Genomic DNA, 26,431 nt, shown 5'->3' with positions numbered 1-26,431 from the left:
TCACTCAGCATTTGCTGAGTGATTTTTTCAGTTGATGACAGAAAAGCTGTTGATGATGCCATTCGGATTTTCCCATACTTTTTTGAACGTCTTCGTATCAAGGTCATAAGAATAAATTGTCCGAACCTTGGCTTCACGCCCAGTTTCGTCCTTCAGCTTTTTAGCCCCTTTGGCTTCGGCAAGGAAATAAATCTTCTTTCCGTCCTTGGAGAACTGCGGCTGCGCGTCAATTAACAGCTTAAATGTTTTCTGATTTGAAATGATTTTTTCGTAGGTTTTCGTGTCTGCATTCAGCATTTGAATAGAAGCTGTTTGCTCCGTGCCTTTTTGTGTATATGACGTAAACAGAATACGTTTATCGTCATCGGAAACAGCAATGTCACTGATAAACTGCTCCAGGCTCTTAAGCTCATGAAGGCCGCTTTCATGACCGGCCGAAAAATGAATCTTTGTCGGTTCAGGATCGATTCCCTTCTCATTGGCTTCATCCGTTTTTTTGTAATCTTCTTCTACAGAATAATGAAGCAATGCAAATGAATCTGTTTTTTGGTTATAAAAGAAGCTGCTGACACTGTCATCCTGGTCAGTAGCGGCAGGATACAGGTTTTTGTACTTCTTCGTTTTCAAATCAAAGGATGCGATACGAAAATTACTTTCGTCCGCTTTCCCTAAACGAAAATAGATTTTTGAGCGATCCTTTGATAAAAACAAGCTGTCCGCGCTTTCCGGACCTTTATAAAGCATAGTTTTCTTATCAGACTTAAGATCAAGCTTAAAAAGCCTCATCTCATTTTGATCGTTATTGCTTGTATAATAGAGCGCCTGCTGCTCTTGGTCCAAGGCAAATGCCGGATAGCTGGTCAGCTTCGCCTCGTGGATCACCTTATCATTTTCATAATACTTCGTCAGAAGATCGGTATCGGTAATCGAAACCAGAAGCTTCTCACTGTTCTCCGTGTTCACGGAAACATCGTCGGCACTCTCACTGCCTTTATCTTTAAAAGAATAAAACATAAAACCCGCAGCTGCCGCCAAAACAACGATGATTGCCAATAAAACGATTCCTTTTTTCATCTCTTATCTCCACCAATAGAAAAAGCAAGAATGCGACTTCTTGCTTTACAGATTTAAACTATGTATTAATAGCTGTAATGTCCCGCTACTTTTCCTTTGCTTAATGGGTATCCCAGCGCTTTAAACGCTTTAGGGCTTACATCCAGCACTGCGTGAGGCATTCTGCCAACATCATTTTTATAAACCGTAATCACCTTTTTAGGCTTCGCTTTAGCATAAGCTCTGATTTTTGTCCCATTTCTAGGTACGTCAAATCCGATCTTTGTCGCACAGTCCCAATGTCCAAGTTTTTTACCTGAAGAGCCTTTTTTCCCAACTCCGTTATACCAAGTAATATTTCCGTTCACGTGTTTTGCACTGGCATCTGCCGAAAAACTGAAAGCTCCCAAAGTACTTCCTACTAAGATAAAAGCGGCTAAAATGACTTTCTTCAACATTTCGTCCCCCTGTTTGTTAACATCTAGGAAAAATTATACACGATCAACCAGGGATTTTTTATTTCAATATCCTTACAGTAATGTTACAAAGTCGAAAAAAATCCCCTCTGCTAAAATAAACCATGGAAGATTATCCTATTATAATTACAGCATTAGCGTTATAATTGTTGATAGAGTAGTTGTCGCATTCAATATGAACGAACCATTACCGTATTGTTCAAGCCAAATTCATAGTTATGTAAACCAATCATACTCTCTCATCATAAAGAAAAAAGAGTGTGCGAGACTCTTTTTTCTTCAAAGTTTCTTTTTTCAAAAAAACGTAGATTATATTATATATAAGTTTTATCTTTTTTTGGTTTTTAAAAATGGCGATTTTGTGAACAGTTCATATTGATCGGTGCGGAATTACTCATATCAAAAGATATAGGAGTGGTAATCCATGAAGGCAGCTAGATGGCATAACCAAAAGGATATCCGTATTGAAAATATTGAAGAGCCAAAAGCGGAACCGGGAAAAGTCAAGATCAAAGTCAAATGGTGCGGCATCTGCGGCAGTGATTTACACGAGTATTTAGGAGGCCCGATCTTTATCCCGGTGGACAAACCCCATCCTTTAACAAAAGAAACAGCACCTGTCACAATGGGTCATGAATTCTCCGGTGAAGTTGTTGAAGTCGGGGAAGGCGTTGAAAACTATAAAGTCGGAGACCGAGTCGTTGTGGAACCGATTTTTGCAACACACGGACATCAGGGTGCGTACAACCTTGATGAACAAATGGGATTCCTCGGCTTAGCCGGAGGCGGCGGCGGATTCTCTGAATACGTTTCTGTAGATGAAGAGCTGTTATTCAAACTTCCTGAGGAATTATCATATGAACAAGGCGCACTCGTTGAACCTTCTGCGGTCGCTTTATACGCTGTCCGCTCAAGCAAAATCAAAGCCGGTGACAAAGCGGCTGTATTCGGCTGCGGCCCGATCGGACTTCTTGTCATTGAAGCGCTGAAAGCTGCGGGTGCTACTGAAATTTATGCTGTTGAGCTCTCACCTGAGCGCCAGCAAAAAGCTGAGGAGCTCGGCGCCATTATCGTGGATCCGTCCAAAACAGACGATGTAGTGGCACATATCGCAGACCTTACAGGAGGCGGCGTTGACGTAGCCTTTGAAGTAACCGGGGTTCCAGTCGTTTTACGCCAAGCGATCCAATCTACAACAATCGCCGGTGAGACAGTGATCGTCAGCATCTGGGAAAAAGGCGCTGAAATTCATCCAAACGATATCGTAATCAAAGAGCGTACAGTGAAAGGAATCATCGGGTACCGTGACGTATTCCCAGCTGTATTGTCATTAATGAAAGAAGGCTATTTCTCAGCCGATAAACTCGTTACGAAAAAGATTGTCTTAGACGATTTAATCGAAGAAGGCTTCGGAGCTCTGATCAAAGAGAAAAACCAAGTGAAAATTCTTGTCAGACCAAACTAAACATACAAAAAAAGAATCCGCATTCAAGTGCGGATTCTTTTTATTCCACTTAGCCAATCACTTCAGCGCCGGACTCTTCTTTAACCTCACTGCGATCATGAGCACGGAAGCTTTCCTCAAGCTGCTCAAGCGAAAGACCTTTTGTTTCCGGTAAAAACTTGTTCACAAACAGAATCGAGCAAATTCCCAGCGCAACGAAGATGAAGAACGTTGTTGATAACCCAATGCCTGCCATCAAAATAGGGAATGTCAGGCTGACTGCGAAATTGACCATCCACAAGCAGAATACCGTAACACCCATTCCCAGACCGCGAAGGCGCAGCGGGAAAATTTCTGAAAGCATCAGCCATGTCACTGGTGAAATCGCACCCTGCTGAAACGCCAGGAACGAAACCGTTAATGACAGAACCACATATGGAAGCACAGGCGATCCTTCCAGCACAAGTGAAAATATCCCGATCAGCAGCAATGCCGTTGTCGTTCCGATCAGCCCTGTAATCAGCATCGGCCGGCGACCGACTTTACCGAGCAGCCAAATTCCGACGAACGTGGCCAGGACGGAGATCACACCATTGGCAATATTTCCGATCAGCGCTGCTTCCGTTTGGAATCCGGAATCTCTTAAAATTTCAGTGCCGTAATACATGATGGAGTTTACACCCGTAATTTGCTGTACAATTGCAATTCCGATTCCTATAAATACAATCCGGCGCACCCATGGCACTGCAAGATCTTTAAACGTAGCTTTCTCAAGTTTATCCTCTCTTTTGAAAGCGGATTCAATTTCAGCCAGCTCAGAAGCAGCGCGTTTTTCGTCCCTGATTTTCTTCAAAACCCCTAAAGCATCTTCATTCCTTCCTTTTGAAACAAGCCAGCGAGGACTCTCAGGCATTCTGATCATTCCAAAAAACAGGAATATGGCCGGAAGAGACGCTATTACGAGCATAAATCTCCATACATTGGAGCTGTCTCCCATTGTCGTCCCGAGGATGGCATTAAAAACAAAGGCCAATAGCTGTCCGGATACAATCATTAATTCATTCTGGGTCACCATCCGTCCTCTGCTTTCCACAGGTGACATTTCCGCTAAATAAGCAGGCACCGTCACTGATGCGCCCCCGACGGCAATTCCAAGCACAAAACGGGAGATGATCATGATTGTTACGTTTGGAGCCAGTGTACACCCAATCGTTGAGATAAAAAATATAATGGCGAGGAAAAGAATATTTTTACGGCGTCCGTTAAAATCAGACATTCTTCCGCCAAGCACAGCTCCAAGTGCAGCTCCAAAAAGAAGAGAACTGGTGACGAGCCCCTCTGTGAAAGCATTAAGATTAAGCTGATCAGGCTCACCCATATATGGTAAAGCTCCATTTAATACCCCGGTATCATAACCGAAGAGAAGCCCGCCGAAAGTCGAAACTAAAATAATTGTGCGTAAAAATGACATTTGACTGCCTTTTGTATTCATACCGTTTCCCCCAGTCTTTTTCAAAATCGGTCACTTCGTATTTCAAAAACGTATTCTAGGGCTGCCGCCTTCCTCAAATGCCGTGAGCAGGCCGCAGAAAAAAGTTCAAAATGTCTTTTTTCACTGGCTTTATAACCTTCCCTTCTTTTTCAGCATGTGTTGAAGTCAATTGATTTGGAAGCGATTTCATTTATTACTAAACAACAATGGGTATATTTTTGGTGTCTGACTTAATGAATTGTTATTTTATAGTCACTTTATAGTGTTGTTATAGTAATATCATAGTGATATATTTGTCACTTCTGATATTATCATAATTTCAAAAACGCTTTCAGTCAATATAAATTTCTGAAAATTCCTTAACTTCATGTCAGTAAAATGACCACTTTATGGGGAAATTGAACTTTTTTCTTGCCGGAAATGTGGAATCAGTATGTATTATCTGTGAATTTCTGTTTCATTTCTGTCTTCATCGAAATGAGTAAGTGTTGGGTAACTTCCCCTACACAAATCTTCTCTGCATGATTCGCTGCTCAAACATTCAAATGATTGTTTTAGATTCAAGATAAAAGGAAATAGAAGAGGAAAATAAAGATGGCTAAATGGCTGGCTCTTATTGAATAGGAGGAGGCAATAAAATTGAATGAGATTTATATCTTTGCAGGAATTTTATTGTTGGCAGCGGGGATGATTGATTTTATATGGACAACATTATGGCTTGAGAGCGGGGCCGGTCCGATCACAAGATGTTTGTCTGCATGGCTGTGGAAAGGCTTCCGTAAGATCAGCGGAGATCACGCAAAGGTTCTCAGTACGGCAGGGCCGCTGCTGTTATGCATGACATTATTGGTGTGGATCGGTTTATTTTGGAGCGGCTGGACTTTTATCTTCTCAAGTGATCCTCACTCTCTCGTAGTTACTCAAAGTAAAGAACCAGCCTCCTGGTCAGACCGGGCTTATTTTTCTGGATATGTGATGTTTACATTAGGAAATGGTGACCTTACACCGAACGGTGCCCTTTGGAAGCTTGTGACAGTCGGTGCTACAGCTGAAGGTCTGCTTACGATTACTTTTTCTGTCACGTACTTGATTTCTGTCTTGAGTGCGGTTAATCAAAAGCGCTCATTCGCCCAGAGTGTACTGAGTCTTGGGCATAACGGAACAGCGATTGTCCAAACTGCGTGGAACGGGAGACATTTTCACGACATGGATTTGCTTCTCGTCACATTTTCTTCAGAGCTGGGAAAGCTGACCGCTCAGCATAACGCCTTCCCCATTCTTCATTTTTACCATAGCACACAGCGCGAGGAATCTTCCGTCATTGCAGTCACTGTACTGGATGAAGCGTTAACCATTTTGACATATGGCATTCCAAAGCAGTACCTTCCGAATCAGCTGCACATAAAAGAAGCGCGCTCAAGTGTCAAAAACTACTTAGACACCGTTCATACAGCATATATCCATCCGGCTGAACAAGAACCGCCGGAGCCCAACCTCTTGAAGCTAAGGGATTGCGGCATCCCAACCCTATCGGAGCAAACATTTCGAACAGCGGTCAAATCTTTAAAAGAACGGCGGCAATTGCTTTTGGGCATTGTTCAAGCGGGTGCGCGTAAGTGGCCTGCACAAGAGTAAGGGGTAAAAAAGAGGATGCCTCCCAAAAGTCCAAAAGACTTTTAAGAAACATCCTCGATTTTAATTACAAAGATAAAGAAGCTTCAATCTCTTTCATACGCGGCAGCGCATCAATCGCTCCAATTTTGGTGCAGACAAGAGCGCCCACCTTATTGGCAAAAGACACGATATCACGCAGCTGCTCAAAATCAGTTTCTACCGTTTGAATCTTATCTGTACCAGCTAATTTGAATAAAGCCGCTCCGACAAAAGCGTCTCCCGCTCCTGTAGAATCAATCGAAGTGACAGGAATACTCGGAATGATTTCATGTTCCTTGCCATTAGACAGCAATGTTCCGTTTTTCCCAAGGGTCACGGCAACCATCTTGGCTCCGATACCATGGAGGATATTGACGCCCTCTTCATGATCCTTCGCACCAGTGATGATCTCCAGCTCCTCGTCACTCACCTTAACAAAATCACTTAAAGCAATGGCTTTTTTTGCAGCACTAACAAACTCAGAGACTCTTCCCTTCCATAAATCCCCTCGATAGTTAGGATCAAATGAAAGAAATTGCCCTTTATCCTTCGCAATGGACATAAGCCGTAAATAGGCTGTACAAAATGGATCAGATAACAATGCCGTCGCTGAGCCAAAATGAAGGATTTTCGCTTGATTCATTTTATCCTGATCGACATCTTCGATCGTAAACAGAGCATCCGCGCCTCTATTGAAAACAAAATCGCGCTCTCCATTATTCTTTAATGAAACAAAAGCAAGCGTTGTAGGTGCTTTCTCATCCATCACCAGCATAGAGGTATCCACATGAACAGCATCTAACGTTTGCTTCAGAAAATACCCAAAGGGATCCTTCCCTACTTTTCCTGCGAAAGCAGCGTCCCCTCCCAGCTTGGCAATCGCCGCTGACACATTTGCCGGTGCACCGCCGGCACTTTTTAAAAATTGACGCCCTTTCTTTAAATCAACGTCTACATCGGTACAAAAGAAATCGATCAATAACTCCCCAATACAAACAACAGACTGACTTCGCATGTTATCACACTCTTTTTACATATTCTAGATTACAGTCTCAGTATATTACTTTCAGTCATAAATACAACCTTTTACATCGAATATTGGAAATATTAAATATATTCACTTACCTGGATTTCTTCTCAAGCTCAGTGATGATCTGTTTATATCTTTTTTCAGTTAAAGGATAAAAGGCTATGATGATGATAGAGAGTAAAATAAATAGACCCGGAATTAAGGCATTCATATGTTTAATCGCATTCAGTGACGTCACGGTTTGATCAGTATTCGCCACATATCCTGCGATTCCTAAATAGATGGCAGAAAACGAACCGGCCAGTGCAACACCTAACTTATTGATAAAACTCATACTGGAAATCACCACTCCGTCGGCACGAACCCCTGTCTTCCATTCCGCATAATCAACACAATCGGCAACCATTCCCCAAGCAAGCGTATTTAAAGGGGTTGTAAAGAACCCTGAAGCAAATAGCCAGATGAAAATGAGCGTCACCGAAGAATACGCCGTAAAATGCAGACCTGCATACGAGATCAGTGACAAAGCAGCCGATATGATCATCACATTTTTCCTGCCCCATTTCTCAGAAAAGTATGGAATAAACAAGTTACTGATGAGGGCTGCGCCAAAAAATAAAACGGTTCCAAAGAACACCAATTCCTTTTGATTCACGTTATACGTAAAGTAGTACACCATTGTACTGATTTTAATATTAAACCCGATTGCAAATGCTAAAAATGATGACGTTAGAATCAGCAAAGGTTTGTTTTGAAACAAAACGGATAACGTCTTTTTCATTCCCTGTTTCTTTGTTTTCTTAGGCGCAATCCGCTCACGCACAGTAAAGAAACTAAAGAGATTCAAAGCGATGCTTACAATGGCATAGACGAGAGCCGTCATCTGAAACCCAAATGCCTGGTTCTCTCCTCCCAAAGCTGCTGCAAGCGGTGTTGCACAGGAGATGGATAGAAGGATTCCGACATAAACCAAGATCATACGAGTCGTTGTTAATACCGTTCTTTCTTTTACAGAATTCGTAATCCGGCCCGTTAAGCTGTTCACTGGAATCGTTTGCATACTAAAGGACATGCCGAGCAGAATATAGGTAATATACGCATATATGATGTTTCCCGTTGCTCCAAAGTGAGGAGTGGTGAAACACAGGACAGTAAATAATGCGAAAGGAAATGCAACCCACAGCAGATAAGGCCTTGCCTTTCCCCACCTTGTGTTCGTTTTATCTAAAATAACCCCCATAATCGGGTCAAAAATAGCATCCAGCACCCGCACAACAAGAAATAATGTGGCGATGACCGCAGGCTGTATGCCGCCGATGTCCGTATAATAAAACAGCAGGTATGCGTTTACAAATTGAAACACAATATTATACGACATATCACCGAAGCCGTACCCGATTCGTTCAAGCCAGGACAGACCGGCACTGGATTTTGTTTGATGTTTCGCCTTCATTACCGTTGCTTTTTCTGTTTGAATCATCTTTTCCACCCCATGAATCCGTTTTCAATATTGAGTACAAATCCAGTAAATAAGAGGGAGAATACGAGATTCTCCCTGTTCACTCAGCTATTCGGATAAACCATCACTTTTAAACATTCATTCTTAAATTGCAGTGCCCGCTCCATCGCCTCTTGCGTGTGCTCCAGCGCATATTGATCCGTCACAAGGTGCTTCGTGTCAACAATACCCGAAGCAAGGAATTCAATTCCTTTTGGATACGTATTGGCATAACGGAAGATGCCGTATATATCAATCTCATTGTCTGCGATAAATGGCACATTTAGCGGAATTTCATTCTGAGAAGGCAAACCGACAATCGCAAGCTTTCCGCCGCGTCGTACAGAAGCCAATGCAGATTGCAGTGCCGCAGGATTCCCCGCTGTTTCCCAAGCAACGTCAACGCCTCTATCATTTGTGATTTTTTTAATTTCTTCAAGAGCATCCTGTTCACGGATATTAATCACATGAGTAGCTCCCATTTTTTTCGAGGCATTTAACCGCAGCGGCTCTAAGTCGGTCACAATGATTGTACTTGCTCCAAATGCTTTAGCGGCCGCGACAGCCATTAATCCAACAGGGCCCATCCCCATAATCGCAATCGTTGATCCTGGCTGAAGCTTCGTTCTCGCCGCTGCATGAATGCCGACAGAAAACGGTTCAATCAAGGCAGCATCCTCATAGGAAAGTGAATCTGGAATGGAGAAAACAAAGTCCTGTCTGATTTTGATATATTGTACAAACGCGCCGTCTACCGGCGGTGTGGCCAAAAACTGTACATCCGGACAAAGGTTATAACGCCCTTCTTTGCACGCTTCACAGCGTCCGCACGTAACACCAGGTTCCACAGCGACGCGGTCACCGACTTTGAATTGATCAACAGACGAGCCGACAGCCGCGATTTCTCCCGCGCACTCATGTCCGAGGATAAATGGATTCTCCACTACATAGTTGCCTATTCTGCCGTTTGTATAGTAATGCAGATCCGATCCGCAAATCCCGACAGCCATTACCTTAATCAATACTTCATCCTGGCTGATGTCAGGTACAGGCAATGTTTCTATTCTGATTTCTCTTGTGTTATGCATAATAGCAGCTTTCATGGTTTTAGGTACTGTGTGAGTCATTACGGCAAATTCCTTTCTTTATGAATACTTCTAACGGCATATGGCCGCTTCATCAAGAAATGTAAGTGCATACATTTTTGCGTTTTCTGTTACTGCCCTCATTTTATCTGCTTTTCAGCACGTTCAACAGCCTTTCCTGCTGTATAAAAGGACAGCCGCACTGTACTTTTTGATTTTTCATATACAAAACTAGCAGGATTGATAAAATAGTACTAATAGGAGGTGCAGGTTTTATGGCTGAACTTGAAGATCGAAAACAATTTGCGGAATTGCTGGCACCTGGCGTAAAGTCATTAAAACTTCATCCAGATTATAAAGTCAGAAGGAATAAGAACGAAAAAACAGGACAGTCTTATTTAGACAACATTTCACACCAGCTGGGAGTTTCCCCAAACACGATTAAAAGCTGGATCGGACAGATGGGTGTGAACTATGTCCCCGGAAGAATCGAAGACGGAAAACTGTTCGGAATGATCTGGATCATTCTTGAAAAAACCGATATGAATATACAGTGGTTTACCGACCTGCTTGAGACCACCACTATACCGGTAATCAAACCTGCACTGCCTGTATGGGCGGCCTCATGCCTTAAAAAAGCGAAAATAGTACGGCAGGACAACTCATTCGGAGCACCGCTTGATCAAGATATTGAAAAAACAGTCAAACGTTTATTTCCCGATATTCTCGACCATAAAACGAATGCGCTTACAGAACAGATGCCTTTGACACACAACTTACCGTCACGCTGGTCGGGTCACTTTATAGGACGGAGATTTGACATCGAGGCGATACGGCAATGGATGCTTTCCCCATCACCCGTCTGTTTAATTACCGGATGGGCAGGCATGGGAAAAACGACAACTGCTCTAGAAGCAGCCTATTCCTGTATCGGCGATTCCTCAGATTGGCCGGCATTCAACAGCATCATCTGGCTCAGTGCTGATTGGAAAGGATTAAGCTTTAGCGATTTTTTAAATACGATTGCATACCAGCTCGGGCGAACGGAACAAATTGATAAATCCATAAACGAAAAACGATTTGTCGTCCGCAATGCTTTGGCCAATTACACCAGAGAAAAACCGGTACTGCTGATCGTGGACAGCATAGACACTGCCGAAAGAGACATTCACGAATTTATCACCAGCCTGCCCCAAGGCGTGAAAGTCCTCCTCACAGCACGTGAAAACTTGAAGCAAACCTATCGGGAAGGCTTCGGAGAAATGGTAACCATCCAGCTGAGCGGCCTTGACCAAACAGATGCCCTAGAATATTTTCATCAAGAAGTGAACCGCTGCCTGCAAATGTGCAACGACCCAACTAAACGAGCAAAGCTGGCGCAGCTGCTGGAACTGTCTCCAGAACTGAAGAGCGAGTTCATTTCAGCAACTGCCGGAAACCCGAAAGCCATGGCACTCAGCATCGCCTATATGTCAGACGATGACATGCCCGCTCGGCAGCTGATTCATGAGCTCGGAAAAGCAGGCTACTCACTATTAGATCTGTTTGATTTTCTATTTGGGCGCACATGGCACAGATGCAATGAAGACACCCGGAAGCTATGGCAGGCGCTATGCTTTTTCAGCAAGCCGCCAGATGAAAAAAGCCTGGCGGCAGCAGCCGGATTAGACGCTCGCCGTTTCCATTACGCAGTTGAACAAATGCGGTCTTTTGCTCTGATTCAGCCCGAACGAAGCAAAGGAAGTACACAGTACTTCGCCCATCAAACCGTTGTCGCCTACGGAGAACAGCACTTATCCGAAAATCAGAAGTATGAAAAAGAAGCCCGCAGCCGCTTGGCGCACTATTATATTCATTATGCAGAAACCCACTTAAAGCGGGAACAGCCAAACTCTATCTATTGGAGCTATCTCTTGGGACGTGATTTGGACCAAATCAAAAAAGAATGGCCAAACATCCTAAAGGTGATCAAATGGTCAAGCGAAACTGGACAAAATGAAATCCTAATTGAACTCATCACCCGCATCAGCCATTTCCTAAGCAGAATCAACCTGCCCCTGCGAATCGAATACGGATGCAAAGCCGCCGATGCCGCCCATCAATTAGGCCAACACACACGAGAAGCATTCTTCCGAATCGACACAGCAGGCTGGGCACTGATGGAAGTCAATGATTTAGACTGGGCGCTTCAGCAAATTGAAGCCGGCCTGAAAACGCTGGAACAATCAGACACTGAAGAGCAAGACGTTCACGATTTAAAGGTATGGGGACTCGCACTGCAATCGAGGCTGTATTTAAAAGCCGGAAATCATGAAAAAGCGGAAGCGATTTTAACCGAAATCAAAGATAAACCGATTTCCCCTGCGATTCAGCACAGAGTTCTATTGGTTCGCGGAGATCTGGGCTTTGCGAAAGGTCATAATGAAGTAGCCATTCAATTATACGAAGCGGCAAATCTAATCAGCTCCATGTATGGGGGCGAAAAAACGATAGAAGCCTATTTTAATTTAGGTGTGGCTTACGTGAAATGTGGTCAGTTTGAGAAAGCGGAAGAAGCTTTTGAGCAAATGCTTTATGACAAACATAACGCGAATCAGGTTGAGTTGATTTATTATTATTATGGGATGGCGCAGCTGTTGCATCGTAAAGGAGATCATGCGGAAGCTATGGAATCAAATCAAAAGGCGATTCGTTTGATTGATTCGTGGGAGCCTGCGATTGGGATTCGGGGTGAGGTGGAAGAACTGGCAATGGTGATTAAAGAAAACGACTATTACTCATAGTTGTTCTGTCAGAAATCTCATGCTGTTTCTTTATTATAAATAGGAAAGGCCAACTGAAGTCGCAGTTGGCCTTTCGTTTCTTATTAAGGTCTACAAATGTACTGAACCAGGTTTTCCCGTATGTATTCTTTCTCGTATAAAGGAAAGCGTATCATTTGCCAGCTTTTTGCGACAAAGAACAATACCGGAATGACCACAATTGTAGACATATCTTGTGGGCTTCCCCCAACTTTCCCATAAATAATCTGCATCTTTTAAGTCAATATATTGATCGTGTTTAGCTGAAATCAGCAGAATGTTATCTTTATTAACTTTTGGCACGGCTTGACTAGGATCTGTGATATTCCAATATTTCACTAAATCTTCATAGGTCACACTATTTTGTTCTAATTCCTCTCTTATAAATTTACCCGGGATCGTGTTCCATATCGAATAAGAAAGGCGATTGGCATAAAAGATTGATACCGCTACATCAATTTGAGAATCTAGGGTTGCAATTAGATTAGTAACCCATCCCCCTAAGCTTACTCCCGCTATAATAACAGGCCCTTTTTTATTTGCTTTTATCCAGTGAATTAACGCGCGTAAATCTACAATAGACTGTCTTGTCGACTCAATTGTACGATCAATGTTTGCACTAATCATCAACTCGCCACTATACAGTGAATTTTCCGGTTCTCTTTCAAAATGGTATGGTAGAGAATAATAAAACATGTTCCAGCCTAAATCGTTCATTATACGATTATGAAATATTTTTTTGATTCTATCGAACGAATCCATGCGCCAGCCGTGTACAAAGATAACATTTGGTTGATCTATATCATTTTCATTTAAAAAAACCTCCCCTTTTAAAGTGTCATTAACAGGATTCCCAGATTGAATTAAAGATTCATAGCTAAATGTTCCAACCTTATAATTTTTTCCTGACTCATTCAAATCAATTGAAACATCAGCTATATTTGCACTGTAAAATTCTTCTCTATCATCTATATCGGCTGTAAAAGCTGCAGAAAAATGTTTTTCTTTGCTTCTTTTTCTGTGTAAATCATATAAAGCCAAGCGATCTATCATTTTTGAGAAATGCACTATTAAGTCCTCCTTGATAATCAAAAAAACTAATATTAGAGTTGATAATTGGATTGTCTGTCTCCATAGAGTCGGGACGGATCTTATCAAGAATCTAACTTCATCGACAGTGAATTTTTGGGGATCAGATGTCATTATTCTGTCTCTCTTTATTCTTAACAAAAAAGACGAGTTCCTATTGCAAGGAAAACATCGTCTTTTAGTAGCTAAAAAAAGCAGCACAAATAGACATTTTAACAGGATTTCTCTTTGACAGTGCTTTCCTAGAGGAAACCGTCTAAAAGTGTTGGTGGCACTATTTATCTAGATAACGGGGTCTTTTTTTGTCGTATGAGAGTATACCAATATTGTCTCCTGTCTGCAATAGAGAGAAAGGTAACAAAGGTTGGGACGAATAATTTTCAACCCCATAAGTGAATGGATATAGAAAATGACCAAAAATAAATAACTCAATGCCTTCCTCTTTGTGGATAAGGGCTCTTATTATTTCAATTACTTATTTCCGCTCATAATATCATGGATAAGCCCAGAATAAGCTGAAACCTTCTCGATGCATTCCAAGAAATGCCTTTTGTTATTTTTCGAGACGATGGAATTCAACTCACTTCTGGTTTTCAGCAGTCGAAGACGAGGTCCTGCGCGTCCTTAAAAATCACAAAGTAAATCAAAACAAAGTCAAGGTGCAAATAAAGCATGCATTGTATGATGAGAATTTTGTATTTTAGTCGATAGAATAGTCTATATCGAGGTTACCTACCGTTTATCAAAACTATTGAAAATCGATATAAAACAGTGCTAAAAAAATCAAACCACAAAAGACAGAAAAAAAAAGAAGCCTCTCACAAGTTCAGTGAACTCATGAGAAGCCTCGAAAATCTATAAATGGCATCAAAAGGGCATCAAAAATGACGTCCGTTGCCGACAAACCCTTGTTTATCAAGGATTTTTTGTCGGGTTACATCATGCCGCCCATACCGCCCATGCCGCCCATGTCAGGCATTCCTGCGCCGCCGGCATTTTCTTCCGGTTTGTCAGCGACAACAGCTTCAGTTGTTAAGAGCATTGCTGCTACAGAAGCTGCGTTTTGCAGTGCAGAGCGTGTTACTTTCGTTGGGTCAACGATACCTTTTTCAATCATGTTTACCCATTCGCCAGTTGCAGCGTTGAAGCCTACGCCGATTTCTTCGTTTTTGAGGCGCTCAACGATGACAGATCCTTCAAGACCAGCGTTGTGTGCGATTTGACGGATTGGCTCTTCAAGTGCGCGAAGCACGATGTTGATACCTGTTTGCGCATCACCTTCAGCTTCAACTGCAGCGACTTTGTTATATACGTTTACAAGCGCTGTACCACCGCCGGATACGATGCCTTCTTCAACAGCTGCACGAGTTGAGTTCAGGGCGTCTTCGATGCGAAGTTTACGCTCTTTCAGCTCAGTTTCAGTTGCAGCGCCGACTTTGATGACAGCTACGCCGCCAGCAAGTTTAGCAAGACGCTCTTGTAATTTTTCTCTGTCGAACTCAGAAGTTGTTTCTTCCACTTGAGCGCGGATTTGAGTGACGCGTGCAGAAATTTTATCTGTTTCGCCAGCGCCTTCAACGATTGTTGTGTTTTCTTTTGTAACCACAACTTTAGAAGCGCGTCCCAATTGTCCGATTTCAGTAGATTTCAGGTCAAGGCCAAGGTCTTCTGTGATGACTTCTCCGCCAGTAAGGACAGCGATGTCTTCAAGCATTGCTTTACGGCGGTCACCGAATCCAGGAGCTTTAACAGCCACTGCGTTGAATGTGCCGCGAAGTTTGTTCACAACAAGTGTTGCTAGAGCTTCACCTTCAACATCCTCAGCGATCAGAAGCAATGGTTTGCCTTGCTGAACAACCTGCTCAAGCACAGGGAGGATTTCTTGAATGTTTGTGATTTTTTTGTCTGTGATTAAGATGTAAGGATTGTCAAGAACCGCTTCCATCTTATCAGAATCAGTTACCATGTAAGGAGACGCATATCCGCGGTCAAATTGCATACCTTCAACAACTTCAAGCTCAGTTGTGAAGCCTTTAGACTCTTCGATTGTGATAACGCCGTCGTTGCCTACGCGCTCCATTGCTTCAGCGATAAGGCTTCCGACTTCCTCATCAGCAGCAGAGATCGCAGCAACCTGAGCGATAGATTCTTTGCCTTCAATTGGCTTAGAAATTTCTTTCAGATTCTCGATCGCAACGTTTACAGCTTGTTCCATACCTTTACGCACGCCTACAGGGTTAGCGCCTGCTGTAACGTTTTTAAGGCCTTCACGGATCATTGCTTGCGCAAGAACTGTCGCAGTTGTTGTACCGTCACCGGCAACGTCGTTTGTTTTGCTGGCTACTTCAGCTACAAGCTTAGCACCCATGTTTTCAAACGCGTCTTCAAGTTCGATTTCTTTAGCGATTGTTACACCGTCATTAGTGATTAACGGAGAACCGAATTTTTTCTCTAGAACCACGTTGCGTCCTTTTGGTCCTAAAGTTACTTTTACAGCATCAGCAAGTGCATCAACACCGCGAAGCATTGCGCGGCGAGCTTCTTCACTAAACTTAATATCTTTTGCCATGTGTACGAAACCTCCTCGAATTTTTAAGTATTTGTTTATTTAAGAATTAGCCGATAACAGCTAAAATGTCGCTTTCACGTAAGATTAAGTATTCAGTACCTTCGTATTTCACTTCAGTACCTGCGTATTTTGAGAAGATAATGCGGTCGCCCTCTTTTACTTCTAAAGCAACGCGCTCTCCGCTTTCTAACACGCGACCTGAACCAGCTGCCACGATTTTGCCTTCTTGCGGCTTTTCTTTTGCAGAATCCGGTAACACAATTCCGCTGGCAGTTTTTTCTTCAGATTCTACGAGTTCAATGACAACGCGATCACCTAATGGCTTTAACAATGTAATAACCTCCTCAATAGTATGAATATGTAATTTTAGCACTCAGCACTAAAGAGTGCTAACACAATTCTTATAATAAAGAATCTCACTTCCAATTTCAAGTGATAAGATAAAAAATTTTTCACGCTTACATCATTCTTTTCCGCTCAGATATCCCTTGGCTTTTTCACCCCCGATTCAATTATGTTACAATAGCTGTAGACAAAAGAAACCCATTTAACAAAGGAGTACATACCATTTGAGAAAACAGTATTGGTTTATTATTTTGACATATATCATCATGCAGTTTTCCGCAGTAATCGGGATTCCCTTGTTATTTAAATTCGGTTATGCGGGAGGACAGCCCACAAAAGAAAATCTGCTGTACGCGCAGGGATTATGGTCCGTCATCAGTTTTATTGCCTGTCTGATTGTTGTTTTGCTCATTCTCAGAACTGTGCCTAAAACTACGCTGCGAAACGAAAAGAAAGACTCGGTCGGACTTTCGATCCTTTGGGCGATAGCCGGTTTTTTCATAGCCCTTTTCTCTCAAGGAATAGCCGGTTCTATTGAATATTATGTATTTGGCATCGGAAGAGAATCAGAAAATACAAAAGCCATCCTGGATGTGATTCAGGCAGTTCCGCTCATGATTATCGTTTCTTCTATCATCGGGCCTATATTAGAAGAAATCATCTTCAGAAAAATCATTTTCGGCGCGCTGTACGAAAAAACAAATTTCTTTATTGCCGGACTGATCAGCTCCATTATTTTCGGAATTGTTCATGCTGATTTGACGCACCTTCTGCTGTATACGGCAATGGGCTTTACCTTTGCATTTCTATATGCGAGAACCAAACGGATTTGGGTGCCGATTTTCGCCCATGTAATGATGAATACATTCGTCGTCATTATGCAGCTTGAGCCTGTTCAGAAATACCTTGAACAGCAAAGCACACAAATGCAATTGATTATTGGAGGATTATTTTCATGAGAAACCCGATAGTGTGGGGAATGATCTACTTTGCCGTAGGGTGCATCTTTACTTATCTCGCCGCAAGCTCGCCAGGCAGCATGTGGTCATTTTACTCCATCCTGCTGATGGTGTTCGCTGCATACAACATCAGCATTTCTTTTAAGATGTTCGCCTTTTCTTTTAAAATAAAGAAGAACCAGAAATAAAGAAAATCCATTTCTCTTCTATGAGAAATGGATTTTTTATGTTGGCTAAGAAGAAACGTCCTGATCGGCAGCACTGCTTTTCTGCGCTTTCCGATAGGCAGCCTTCGATATTAAAATACTGATTTCATACAAAATCAAGAGCGGAACAGTCACCATCATATGAGACAAAAGCTCAGGTGGTGTAATCAGAGCAGCAATCACAAGCAGCGTAAAGTACGCATACTTTCTGATTTTCGCTAAGAACATCGGTGTCACAATTCCAAGCCTTGTCAAAAACATAAGGATGACCGGCATTTGAAACAACAGTCCAAACGGAATCGTCAGCTGCAGAAGAAAATGAAAATATTCATTAATCCCAATCACCTGAGTGACATTCAAATCCTGAGAAATCCGTTTCATAAAATCGACAACAAAAGGAAATAAAATATAATAGGAAAAAGATAAACCCGCTAAAAACAGCAAAATAGAGATCGGAATGTAGCTGAGCGTTACTTTGCGCTCCTTTTCATAGAGGCCCGGGCTCACAAAAGCCCAAAGCTGATAAAGAATAACCGGCGAAGTCAGGACAATCCCGATGATAAACGCAAACTGCATAAACACATAAAGCGGGTCTGTCAGATTAAACGCGTTGAGCGTGAGCTCCTTCGCTTCATCCGTTTCTTGCAGATACACTATAATCGGCTTCGCTAAAAAAAATCCCGCGATAAAGAAAACGACAAACGCCAGCGCCACAACCAGCAATCGTTTTCGAAGCTCCGCAATATGCTCCAGCAGCGACATTTGATTCACTTTCATTTGTGTCATCCTAACTTACTGATTCTCTTTCTTTTTTTCCTCATCATCACTCGCTAATCCTTTAGTAGCGTTTTTGAATTCACGAAGTGTGTCTCCAGCCGCTTTTCCCAACTCAGGCAGCTTTTTGGGGCCAAAGATAATCAGAGCAACGATTGCGATAACAGCAAGGCTTCCAGGACCGATCGGCATATTTGGGCTCCTCCTTTCCGGTTACTCGATTTCCTCTAAAACAGAATAATGCTTCAAGAAATAAACCAGTGACTGAAGCTCTACAGCTAAATCTATATGATGAATTCGAATGTGTTCCGGCACATTCAAACGGGCCGGCGTAAAATTAAGAATACCCTTGATCCCTAACGCAACCAATCTGTCGGTAATCGATTGAGCCGCAACTGCGGGCACTGTCAGAATGGCAACTGATTCGCCTGTTACATGTTTTTCAAGATCATCGAGGTTAAAGACGGGCACACCGCCTACCTCAGTTCCTATTTTACTCTCATTTATATCAAAAGCCATAGAAATTTTTGTGTTATTATTTTTTGTGAAATTATAGTGAAGAAACGCTGTTCCTAAGTTTCCGACACCAATCAGGATAACGTCTGTCATTTCATCCTGATCCAGCGTTTTTCGGAAAAATGACAGCAAATAATCGACATTATATCCGTATCCTTTTTTGCCAAGAGCTCCAAAATAGGAAAAATCCCTGCGAATCGTGGCAGAATCAACCTTTACGGCATCGCTGAGTTCAGCGGATGATACACGCTGTTTTCCTGACGCATGGAGATTCTTTAAAAAGCGATAATAAAGCGGCAGCCGTTTTGCCGTCGCCTGCGGAATTTTTGATTGATCCTTATTCATTTTTGGTCCTCCAAATTATACTCGGATAGTTCTCTTTTAAAGTCACCGTTTTTCCCGCCTGACTTTTCCAGCAAGCAGGTAGGGCCGATGACCATCCCCTTATCAAGCGCCTTGCACATATCGTAAACAGTAAGGGCACACACCGATGCAGAAGTTAGCGCTTCCATTTCCACACCTGTACTCCCTTTTGTTTTGACCTGTGCTTTTATATGAAGTATAACTTCTGTTTCTTTTATTTTCCAGTCAAACGAAATATCGACTCCGCTCAAGGATAGCGGATGGCACATCGGAATGATATTTGATGTTTGTTTCGCAGCCATAATGCCCGCTACCTGAGCGACAGCAAGTACATCTCCTTTGCCGATATCATGGCTTTTTATTTTCTCGTACACTTCACTCTTCATGTGTACGCTTGATACAGCCGCCGCAGTACGGACAGTCGAAGATTTTTCGCTGATATCCACCATCTGGGCTCTGCCCTGTTCATTAAAATGAGAAAATCCATTCATAGTAAAAACTCTCCTTAAACAGATCATACACTATTTTCTTCTCTATGTCTTATTCGGCCAATGTATTGTTTGCTGAGTTCTGGTTCATAAGCTACACTTAACTTATTATAGCAGAGGTGAAATAATATGATGATCTTACAAATTAATCAGCTTTCCAAATCATTTGGTGCTGATACTATTTTAAACAATATAAAGCTGGAAGTCAGAAACCGTGATCGCGTCGCAATTGTAGGAAGAAACGGCGCTGGGAAATCTACACTCCTTAAAATTATCGCAGGTCACCTTTCATATGAAAAGGGTGAAATGATCAAGCCGAAAGATATCACAATGGGCTATTTGGCCCAGCATACCGGCTTGGATTCTAAGCTTACCATAAAAGAAGAGCTGCTGACTGTTTTTGATCACTTAAAAGCGATGGAAAAAGAAATGCGAAACATAGAAGAAAAAATGGCGGCAGCTGACCCAAGTGAACTGGAAAGCATCATGAAAACCTACGACCGCCTGCAACAGGAATTTAAAGATAAAGGCGGCTATCAATATGAAGCAGATGTCAGATCTGTGCTGCACGGTCTCGGCTTCAGCCATTTTGACGATTCAACACAGGTGCAAAGCCTGAGCGGAGGTCAGAAAACAAGACTGGCCTTGGGTAAGCTTCTGTTAACACAGCCTGACCTTCTCATTCTAGATGAGCCGACCAACCATCTGGATATTGATACGCTGACCTGGCTTGAACATTATTTACAAGGCTATTCAGGCGCTATTCTGATTGTTTCTCACGACCGCTACTTTTTAGACAAAGTGGTGAACCAGGTGTACGAGGTATCAAGATCAGAAAGCAAAAAGTATCACGGCAACTACAGCGCTTATCTAGACCAAAAAGCTGCCCAATATGAAAAGGATCTTAAGCTGTATGAAAAACAGCAGGGTGAAATCGCCAAGCTGCAGGACTTTGTAGACCGAAATCTAGCGAGAGCCTCAACGACAAAAAGAGCACAAAGCCGCCGGAAACAGCTTGAACGGATGGACGTCATGTCAAAACCGCTCGGCGACGAAAAATCAGCAAATTTTCATTTCGACATTACAAAACAGAGCGGGAACGAGGTCCTGCGGGTTCAGGATCTGGCCATCAGCTATGAAAACCAGCCGCCGCTTCTGACAGATGTGTCGTTTAGGCTAACAAGAGGAGAAAGCGCCGCTCTTGTAGGTCCCAACGGAATCGGAAAATCAACCTTGCTGAAAACATTAATAAACACACTGAAGCCGGATCAAGGAACAATAGCGTACGGTTCAAATGTCAGTGTCGGTTACTATGACCAGGAACAGGCTGAGCTGACTTCCTCTAAACGCGTCATTGATGAGCTGTGGGACGAGTATCCGGAGCTTCAAGAGAAAGAAATCAGAACGTGCCTCGGAAATTTCTTATTCTCCGGGGATGATGTGCTTAAACCCGTCTATTCCCTAAGCGGGGGCGAAAAAGCAAGAGTGGCCCTGGCAAAGCTGATGCTGCAAAAAGCTAACTTTCTCATTCTTGATGAGCCGACGAACCATCTAGACTTAGACAGCAAAGAAGTTCTCGAAAACGCCTTGATCGATTATCCGGGCACATTGTTATTTGTCTCACATGACAGATATTTTATTAACAGAATCGCAACAAGGGTATATGAGCTTTCTCCAAACCATATTGAAGAATATCTCGGAGATTACGATTATTATACAGAGAAAAAAACACAGCAGCTGGAATTGGAGAAAATGAAACAGCAAGAGGAAACTGAAAAGGCAACGGCTGCAATGAAATCCGACTCTAAGCGTTCTTATGAGGAAGAAAAAGAATGGAAAAAGAAAGAACGCCAACGACTCAGACGCATAGAAGAAATTGAAACGACAGTTCAAACCATAGAAGAAAAAATCAGTCACAATGATGAATTACTTTGTGATCCGGAAGTATATCAGGACCACGAAAAGGTACAAGCCATCCACGCTGACAACGAGAAACTCAATCAAGAATTGGAAAACCTATTATCAGAATGGGAAGAACTATCCACAGAAGAAGATTAAAAAAGTCAAGCACCTCTTTTTTAGAGGTGCTTTTTATCCACAGAAAATAGCCTTATAAGCAAACGAAGAAAGCGGTTTATACACAGTATCCACAAAATATTCTGAATTTATCCACTTTATTAACAGCCTCTCAACCCCTTTATCCATCTATATCTCCATAATTACTCACAGATATGTGGATAAATTGAGAATTATCTGTTAATAACAATAAAAAAGCCTCACGCCATTATGTCGTGAGACCTTGGTAAGAAGTCAATTCAAGACCAGGCTGGCCATTCATATCATATGATCCGCGAATCCCTTTTTCAAAAGCAATTGTACCGGCCGCAGCAATCATTGCAGCATTATCCGTACATAAGGATAGCGGAGGAATGATGAGCGCCGTCCCCTCATGCTGGGAAAATTCCTTCTGTAACGCAGCTCTGAGTCCTCTGTTTGCAGCTACTCCGCCGGCCAAAAGAACCTGTTTGACACCATATTCTTTTGCAGCGCGTGCCGTTTTTGTCACTAAGACATCAATGACGCTATTCTGAAAACTGGCAGAAAGATCTTCCGGCGCAATTTCCTGTCCTTTTTGAGCCGCGTTATGAAGCGTATTGATCACAGCTGATTTCAGCCCGCTGAAGCTGAAATTATAAGAACCTTCTTCAAGCCATGCGCGAGGCAGAGGAATAGTGTCATTCCCTGATTCCGCAAGCTTGTCAATCTGCGGTCCGCCTGGATACGGGAGACCCATTGTTCTCGCCACTTTGTCATAAGCTTCCCCTGCTGCGTCATCGAGTGTTTCCCCGATTACTTCAAATGAACCGTGTTCTTTCATATAAACCAATTCCGTATGGCCGCCGGAAACGACCAATGCAAGCGCTGGAAAAACAATCTCTTCTACCAGACGGTTTGCGTAGATATGGCCCGCTATATGATGGACTCCAACTAACGGAATCTGATGCGCAAAGCTCAATGCTTTAGCGGCGTTTACCCCTATTAGCAGCGCTCCCACCAATCCCGGGCCTTCAGTAACTGCAATCGCATCTATGTCCCGATATGTCATGTCTGCTTTACGGAAAGCCTCTTCGATCACTAAAGTGATTTGCTCCACATGATGTCTTGATGCAATTTCCGGCACAACCCCTCCGAATCGTTTATGGCTTTCAATTTGAGAGGCCACAACGTTCGAGACGATTTCTGTTCCGTTTTTTACAATAGCTGCTGCCGTTTCATCGCAGCTCGTTTCGATTCCTAATATATAAAGATCTTTTTGCTCATTCATTTATCATCACCCACATAATTAACGCATCTTCCCCGTTATCAGTATAATAGTTCTTTCTTATTCCGCCGGGCTGCATCCCGAATTTTTTATATAAACTTTGAGCAGGGTGATTGGAAACCCTCACTTCAAGCGAAAGCCGCCTCGCCTCTTTTTCTTTACAAAGCTCGAGAGCTGAGCGAAAAAGTGCTTCTCCTAAAGACTGGCCCCTATACTTTGGTTTAATCGCTATATTTGTGATTTGGGCGTCGTCCATCACAATCCAAATCCCGCAATAACCCGCGATACAATCGTCCTTTTCAATCACGAGATAGTGGGCATACGGATTTTCAAGCAATTCATGATAAAACGAATCCTTCGTCCAGGGAGACGTAAAGGAGGATGTTTCAATTTCGTATACGCGATCAACATCATCAAGCTGCATTTTTCTGACTGCTGCTTTTGTTTTCATCCTACCACCCTACTTTTGACTTTCAATCCATTTCGCTTCAGCTTCTGCAAGCCGTAAATAATCCGGCACAAGCCCGTGAATATCAGCAGCTTCCCTATCCGCACCCAAGTAAGCCAATTCTGAAGGGCGGGGATTATGCTGAACCGCAGCCCCTATAATTCCTTTTGTCCCTAATACATCCAGTATCGTCTCCTTGTGTATGGATGTATCATATCCTAAAAACAAAACAGGGCGATCCTTCTCTTTTAGCATCTCCAGCCACTCTGTCAGCATCACATTTTGATCCGGCACAGCCTGTTCTAAAAGACCGTTTTTATATTCATAAAGACCTGTATACACCTGTCCGCGTCTCGCATCAAATATAGGGCTGATCAGACCGTCAAAGTGACGTCCATTTGCCGCCAGCGCTTCAAGACTTGAAACAGCAGAAATCGGAATGTTTAAAGACCAGGCAAGCGTTTTGGCAATGGTTACACCGATTCTCACCCCTGTGTATGAGCCTGGACCTTTTGCGACAACAATTTTAGAAAGATCCTGCGGGGTTATATCACAATCATTCAGCAAAGAATGAACAGCAGGCATCGCCCTCACAGAGTGATTCTTTTTTAAATATGTCATGTATTCTGATATGACAGTGTTGTCTCGAAGCAGCGCTATGCCTAAAGTATAATTCGATGTATCAATTGCTAATATTGTCATGTCTACTTATCTCCTCACAAAGCATTTCATACCGATTCCCCACAGCTGTAAAGGTGATCTCTCTTTCATCATCACCAGCTCTTTTAATGGCAATTTGCAGTCGCTCCTGCGGAAGCTGCTCTTCAATTAAATGTGCCCATTCCACTAAGCAGACACCTTGTCCATGAAAATATTCATCAAGTCCTAAATCTTCACTTTCGTCTTCCATTCTGTATACATCCATATGATAAAGAGGAAGTGAACCATCGTTATATTCTTTTATGATCGTAAACGTCGGACTGTTTACAACACGTGTAATTCCGAGTCCTTCAGCAAAACCTTTTGTAAAGGTTGTTTTCCCAGCTCCTAAATCGCCCTCTAATGTCAGGACGTCCCCAGGCTTTGAAAACGATGCAGTCAGCTTAGCAATCGCTTTTGTTTCTTCAGGATTTACAGTTCTCCATTTTAATTGCTTCACACGAGTCACCCGTCTTATTTAAAATGATTATATCCTTTTTTCTCTAAAGTCATTGTTTCTTCATCTGTCTTTAATATGACATTGGATTCTGTCTTTTCCCGGACACATCCAATCTTTTTAATTGGCAGTTGAAGTCTGCTGCACTCCTGCTGTAACACTTCCCAATCTTCCTTTGAGATCGTCCCAGTCAGCTCAAAATCCTCTCCGCCAAACAAAGCCCATTCCTTCCATTTGGAATTTAACTTAGGCAAGTCCGGATGAACTGGAAGAAGGCTCTCGTCAATTTCTATTGAAACAGAGCTGGATTCAGCAATTTCATGCAATTCACTTGCCAATCCGTCACTAATATCATTAAGAGCCACACGCTGAGCGTTCGAGCATAGTCTGCCAACACTCACTCTTGGGTGAGGGCGTTTATGCCTATTGATAAAGTAATCTGTTTCAAATGATGTTTCCGGATGAGAGGGCTCTTTTAGCAGCAATGAAAGTCCAGCGGCAGAAGAACCGATTTCACCAGTAACAAAGACAATATCATTCGGCTTTGCCAAACTGCGCAAACAGGCACGTCCCTTTTCAACTTCCCCAATCACAGTCACTGTGACGACTAGTTTATCAGAAGTAGAAACTGTATCACCGCCAATCAGGTCCATACAGTATAGTTTCGCCAGTTCATTCATTCCTTCATACATTGCCTTGATTTCTGATTCCGTCCATTTTGAAGGCACTGCAAGAGACACTAAATAAAACTTAGGAATACCTCCCATTGCGGCAATATCACTTATATTTATAGCCAACGCCTTATACCCAATGTCCTCCGGCGAAGAATAGCTCAATTTAAAATGCACGTCCTCTACCATTGTATCGACACATACAATTTCCTGCACACCGTTTTTCGCTGTGTAAAGAGCGGCATCGTCTCCAATTCCTACATCAACGGAAGAATGGTGAATGGTCCGCGGAGTAATACTATTAATTAAATCAAACTCATCCATTAACCAAACCTCCTTTTGGTCTGATTATGTTTTATATGTACTGTATCTAGTGTATCGGATTATGGTGAAATATCCAAGATATTGCCGATATAAAGAAAGCTTGGCTATCATACCAAGCAAAAGATGTAATAAAAGAAAACACAAAAAAAAACGAAAACATGATCGTTTCGTTTACAATAAATGGCGGTCCGGACGGGACTCGAACCCGCGACCTCCTGCGTGACAGGCAGGCATTCTAACCAACTGAACTACCGGACCATTTTAATTTGGTTGCACCCTTTGGGGGCTCCTTATTTTAAAGGATATATTTTTTTTGGTTGCGGGGGCAGGATTTGAACCTGCGACCTTCGGGTTATGAGCCCGACGAGCTACCGAACTGCTCCACCCCGCGATGATATAATTAAGATAAAACTGCTTGGCGGCGTCCTACTCTCACAGGGGGAAACCCCCGACTACCATCAGCGCTGAAGAGCTTAACTTCCGTGTTCGGCATGGGAACGGGTGTGGCCTCTTCGCTATCGCCACCAAACAATTTGAGAGTGTTCTCTCAAAACTAGATAACAGGTGTGACATCATTAGAAATTAGGTTAAGTCCTCGATCGATTAGTATCTGTCAGCTCCATGTGTCGCCACACTTCCACCTCAGACCTATCAACCTGATCATCTTTC

Annotated in this window: 24 protein-coding genes, 2 tRNA genes and 2 rRNA genes; 6 read left to right on the top strand and 22 right to left on the bottom strand. The window is 42.7% G+C overall.

Annotated features, from left to right (window positions below):
- Positions 1 to 27: 27 nt before the first annotated feature.
- Together WA325_RS18755 and walM are read right to left on the bottom strand one after the other, a co-directional pair.
- Complete coding sequence (locus WA325_RS18755; RefSeq protein WP_322012863.1) at positions 28 to 1,074, bottom strand: hypothetical protein; 1,047 nt, start codon at positions 1,072 to 1,074, stop codon at positions 28 to 30.
- A 65-nt stretch (positions 1,075 to 1,139) separates the two neighbouring features.
- Positions 1,140 to 1,511, bottom strand: a complete 372-nt coding sequence (gene walM / locus WA325_RS18750) for a cell wall metabolism protein WalM (protein ID WP_081638245.1) — start codon at positions 1,509 to 1,511, stop codon at positions 1,140 to 1,142.
- A 442-nt stretch (positions 1,512 to 1,953) separates the two neighbouring features.
- On the opposite strand from walM, the gene bdhA reads away from it, so the two are divergent.
- On the top strand, positions 1,954 to 2,994 hold the full coding sequence (gene bdhA / locus WA325_RS18745; RefSeq protein WP_024120423.1) for a (R,R)-butanediol dehydrogenase: 1,041 nt from the start codon (positions 1,954 to 1,956) through the stop codon (positions 2,992 to 2,994).
- 49 nt (positions 2,995 to 3,043) lie between these two features.
- Here bdhA and WA325_RS18740 read toward each other — a convergent pair whose 3' ends face one another.
- A complete protein-coding gene (locus tag WA325_RS18740; protein ID WP_105991260.1) occupies positions 3,044 to 4,465 on the bottom strand; it encodes a sugar porter family MFS transporter in 1,422 nt (473 codons plus the stop codon).
- A 639-nt stretch (positions 4,466 to 5,104) separates the two neighbouring features.
- On the opposite strand from WA325_RS18740, the gene WA325_RS18735 reads away from it, so the two are divergent.
- Positions 5,105 to 6,100 carry a potassium channel family protein gene (locus WA325_RS18735; protein WP_095714320.1) on the top strand — a complete coding sequence of 332 codons (996 nt, stop codon included), beginning with the start codon at positions 5,105 to 5,107 and terminating at the stop codon, positions 6,098 to 6,100.
- Positions 6,101 to 6,164: 64 nt separating this feature from the next.
- Here WA325_RS18735 and WA325_RS18730 read toward each other — a convergent pair whose 3' ends face one another.
- From WA325_RS18730 to gutB, 3 genes are all read right to left on the bottom strand, one after another.
- A complete protein-coding gene (locus WA325_RS18730; RefSeq protein WP_336184076.1) occupies positions 6,165 to 7,133 on the bottom strand; it encodes a carbohydrate kinase family protein in 969 nt (322 codons plus the stop codon).
- A gap of 106 nt (positions 7,134 to 7,239) precedes the next feature.
- Positions 7,240 to 8,628: a glycoside-pentoside-hexuronide (GPH):cation symporter gene (locus WA325_RS18725; protein ID WP_248339760.1), complete on the bottom strand. Its 1,389-nt coding sequence runs from the start codon at positions 8,626 to 8,628 to the stop codon at positions 7,240 to 7,242.
- Between the two features lie 83 nt (positions 8,629 to 8,711).
- Positions 8,712 to 9,773, bottom strand: a complete 1,062-nt coding sequence (gene gutB / locus WA325_RS18720) for a sorbitol dehydrogenase (RefSeq protein ID WP_336184075.1) — start codon at positions 9,771 to 9,773, stop codon at positions 8,712 to 8,714.
- A gap of 233 nt (positions 9,774 to 10,006) precedes the next feature.
- On the opposite strand from gutB, the gene WA325_RS18715 reads away from it, so the two are divergent.
- Positions 10,007 to 12,514, top strand: coding sequence for a tetratricopeptide repeat protein (locus WA325_RS18715; protein ID WP_336184074.1), 2,508 nt, complete (start codon positions 10,007 to 10,009; stop codon positions 12,512 to 12,514).
- Between the two features lie 90 nt (positions 12,515 to 12,604).
- On the opposite strand, the gene WA325_RS21510 is transcribed toward WA325_RS18715, so the two are convergent.
- From WA325_RS21510 to groES, 3 genes are all read right to left on the bottom strand, one after another.
- The gene (locus tag WA325_RS21510) at positions 12,605 to 13,600 is read right to left on the bottom strand and encodes an alpha/beta hydrolase family protein (protein ID WP_407707945.1); all 996 of its coding nucleotides are present in this window, start codon (positions 13,598 to 13,600) and stop codon (positions 12,605 to 12,607) included.
- Positions 13,601 to 14,555: 955 nt separating this feature from the next.
- Entirely contained in the window at positions 14,556 to 16,190 is a 1,635-nt protein-coding gene (groL, locus tag WA325_RS18700; protein WP_010333214.1) for a chaperonin GroEL, read from the bottom strand.
- A gap of 46 nt (positions 16,191 to 16,236) precedes the next feature.
- Positions 16,237 to 16,521, bottom strand: a complete 285-nt coding sequence (gene groES, locus WA325_RS18695; protein ID WP_003155970.1) for a co-chaperone GroES — start codon at positions 16,519 to 16,521, stop codon at positions 16,237 to 16,239.
- A gap of 238 nt (positions 16,522 to 16,759) precedes the next feature.
- Here groES and WA325_RS18690 point away from each other — a divergent pair, with 238 nt between their 5' ends.
- Positions 16,760 to 17,494, top strand: coding sequence for a CPBP family intramembrane glutamic endopeptidase (locus WA325_RS18690; RefSeq protein WP_024120411.1), 735 nt, complete (start codon positions 16,760 to 16,762; stop codon positions 17,492 to 17,494).
- Positions 17,491 to 17,682: a DUF4305 domain-containing protein gene (locus tag WA325_RS18685; RefSeq protein WP_024120410.1), complete on the top strand. Its 192-nt coding sequence runs from the start codon at positions 17,491 to 17,493 to the stop codon at positions 17,680 to 17,682. Before WA325_RS18690 ends, WA325_RS18685 begins: the two co-directional genes overlap by 4 nt.
- 45 nt (positions 17,683 to 17,727) lie before the next feature.
- Here WA325_RS18685 and tatC read toward each other — a convergent pair whose 3' ends face one another.
- From tatC to moaC, 4 genes are read right to left on the bottom strand one after another with little or no spacing between them, the layout of a single operon-like run.
- Positions 17,728 to 18,486 (bottom strand): twin-arginine translocase subunit TatC, encoded by a 759-nt coding sequence (gene tatC, locus WA325_RS18680; RefSeq protein ID WP_082687911.1) that lies wholly within the window; start codon positions 18,484 to 18,486, stop codon positions 17,728 to 17,730.
- A gap of 6 nt (positions 18,487 to 18,492) precedes the next feature.
- Complete coding sequence (gene tatAY / locus WA325_RS18675) at positions 18,493 to 18,666, bottom strand: sec-independent protein translocase protein TatAY (RefSeq protein WP_010333210.1); 174 nt, start codon at positions 18,664 to 18,666, stop codon at positions 18,493 to 18,495.
- 21 nt (positions 18,667 to 18,687) lie between these two features.
- Positions 18,688 to 19,335, bottom strand: a complete 648-nt coding sequence (locus tag WA325_RS18670; RefSeq protein ID WP_105954702.1) for a redox-sensing transcriptional repressor Rex — start codon at positions 19,333 to 19,335, stop codon at positions 18,688 to 18,690.
- Complete coding sequence (gene moaC, locus WA325_RS18665) at positions 19,332 to 19,844, bottom strand: cyclic pyranopterin monophosphate synthase MoaC (RefSeq protein WP_336184073.1); 513 nt, start codon at positions 19,842 to 19,844, stop codon at positions 19,332 to 19,334. The genes WA325_RS18670 and moaC overlap by 4 nt, the downstream gene beginning before the upstream one ends.
- A gap of 126 nt (positions 19,845 to 19,970) precedes the next feature.
- On the opposite strand from moaC, the gene WA325_RS18660 reads away from it, so the two are divergent.
- Complete coding sequence (locus WA325_RS18660; RefSeq protein ID WP_248339755.1) at positions 19,971 to 21,899, top strand: ABC-F family ATP-binding cassette domain-containing protein; 1,929 nt, start codon at positions 19,971 to 19,973, stop codon at positions 21,897 to 21,899.
- A 226-nt stretch (positions 21,900 to 22,125) separates the two neighbouring features.
- Here the strand turns inward: WA325_RS18660 and tsaD are convergent, their stop codons facing one another.
- The 9 genes from tsaD to WA325_RS18615 form a co-directional block, all read right to left on the bottom strand.
- Entirely contained in the window at positions 22,126 to 23,166 is a 1,041-nt protein-coding gene (gene tsaD / locus WA325_RS18655; protein WP_059293401.1) for a tRNA (adenosine(37)-N6)-threonylcarbamoyltransferase complex transferase subunit TsaD, read from the bottom strand.
- Positions 23,159 to 23,614 (bottom strand): ribosomal protein S18-alanine N-acetyltransferase, encoded by a 456-nt coding sequence (gene rimI / locus WA325_RS18650; RefSeq protein WP_336184072.1) that lies wholly within the window; start codon positions 23,612 to 23,614, stop codon positions 23,159 to 23,161. The genes tsaD and rimI overlap by 8 nt, the downstream gene beginning before the upstream one ends.
- Positions 23,615 to 23,623: 9 nt before the next feature.
- On the bottom strand, positions 23,624 to 24,313 hold the full coding sequence (gene tsaB / locus WA325_RS18645; RefSeq protein ID WP_105954697.1) for a tRNA (adenosine(37)-N6)-threonylcarbamoyltransferase complex dimerization subunit type 1 TsaB: 690 nt from the start codon (positions 24,311 to 24,313) through the stop codon (positions 23,624 to 23,626).
- Positions 24,294 to 24,770 carry a tRNA (adenosine(37)-N6)-threonylcarbamoyltransferase complex ATPase subunit type 1 TsaE gene (gene tsaE / locus WA325_RS18640; RefSeq protein WP_103672099.1) on the bottom strand — a complete coding sequence of 159 codons (477 nt, stop codon included), beginning with the start codon at positions 24,768 to 24,770 and terminating at the stop codon, positions 24,294 to 24,296. The genes tsaB and tsaE overlap by 20 nt, the downstream gene beginning before the upstream one ends.
- Before the next feature lie 14 nt (positions 24,771 to 24,784).
- Positions 24,785 to 25,762: a thiamine-phosphate kinase gene (gene thiL / locus WA325_RS18635; RefSeq protein ID WP_336184071.1), complete on the bottom strand. Its 978-nt coding sequence runs from the start codon at positions 25,760 to 25,762 to the stop codon at positions 24,785 to 24,787.
- 181 nt (positions 25,763 to 25,943) lie between these two features.
- Positions 25,944 to 26,020: transfer RNA gene (locus WA325_RS18630), tRNA-Asp, on the bottom strand.
- A gap of 56 nt (positions 26,021 to 26,076) precedes the next feature.
- Positions 26,077 to 26,153 (bottom strand) — tRNA-Met (locus tag WA325_RS18625).
- A 22-nt stretch (positions 26,154 to 26,175) separates the two neighbouring features.
- Positions 26,176 to 26,291 (bottom strand): 5S ribosomal RNA (gene rrf / locus WA325_RS18620).
- Between the two features lie 54 nt (positions 26,292 to 26,345).
- Positions 26,346 to 26,431 (bottom strand): 23S ribosomal RNA (locus WA325_RS18615); the annotation flags it as partial.

The sequence above is a fragment of the Bacillus sp. 205(2023) genome, assembly GCF_037027485.1.
Lineage (GTDB): Bacteria > Bacillota > Bacilli > Bacillales > Bacillaceae > Bacillus > Bacillus halotolerans.
This window is presented reverse-complemented; position numbering and strand designations above follow the sequence as displayed.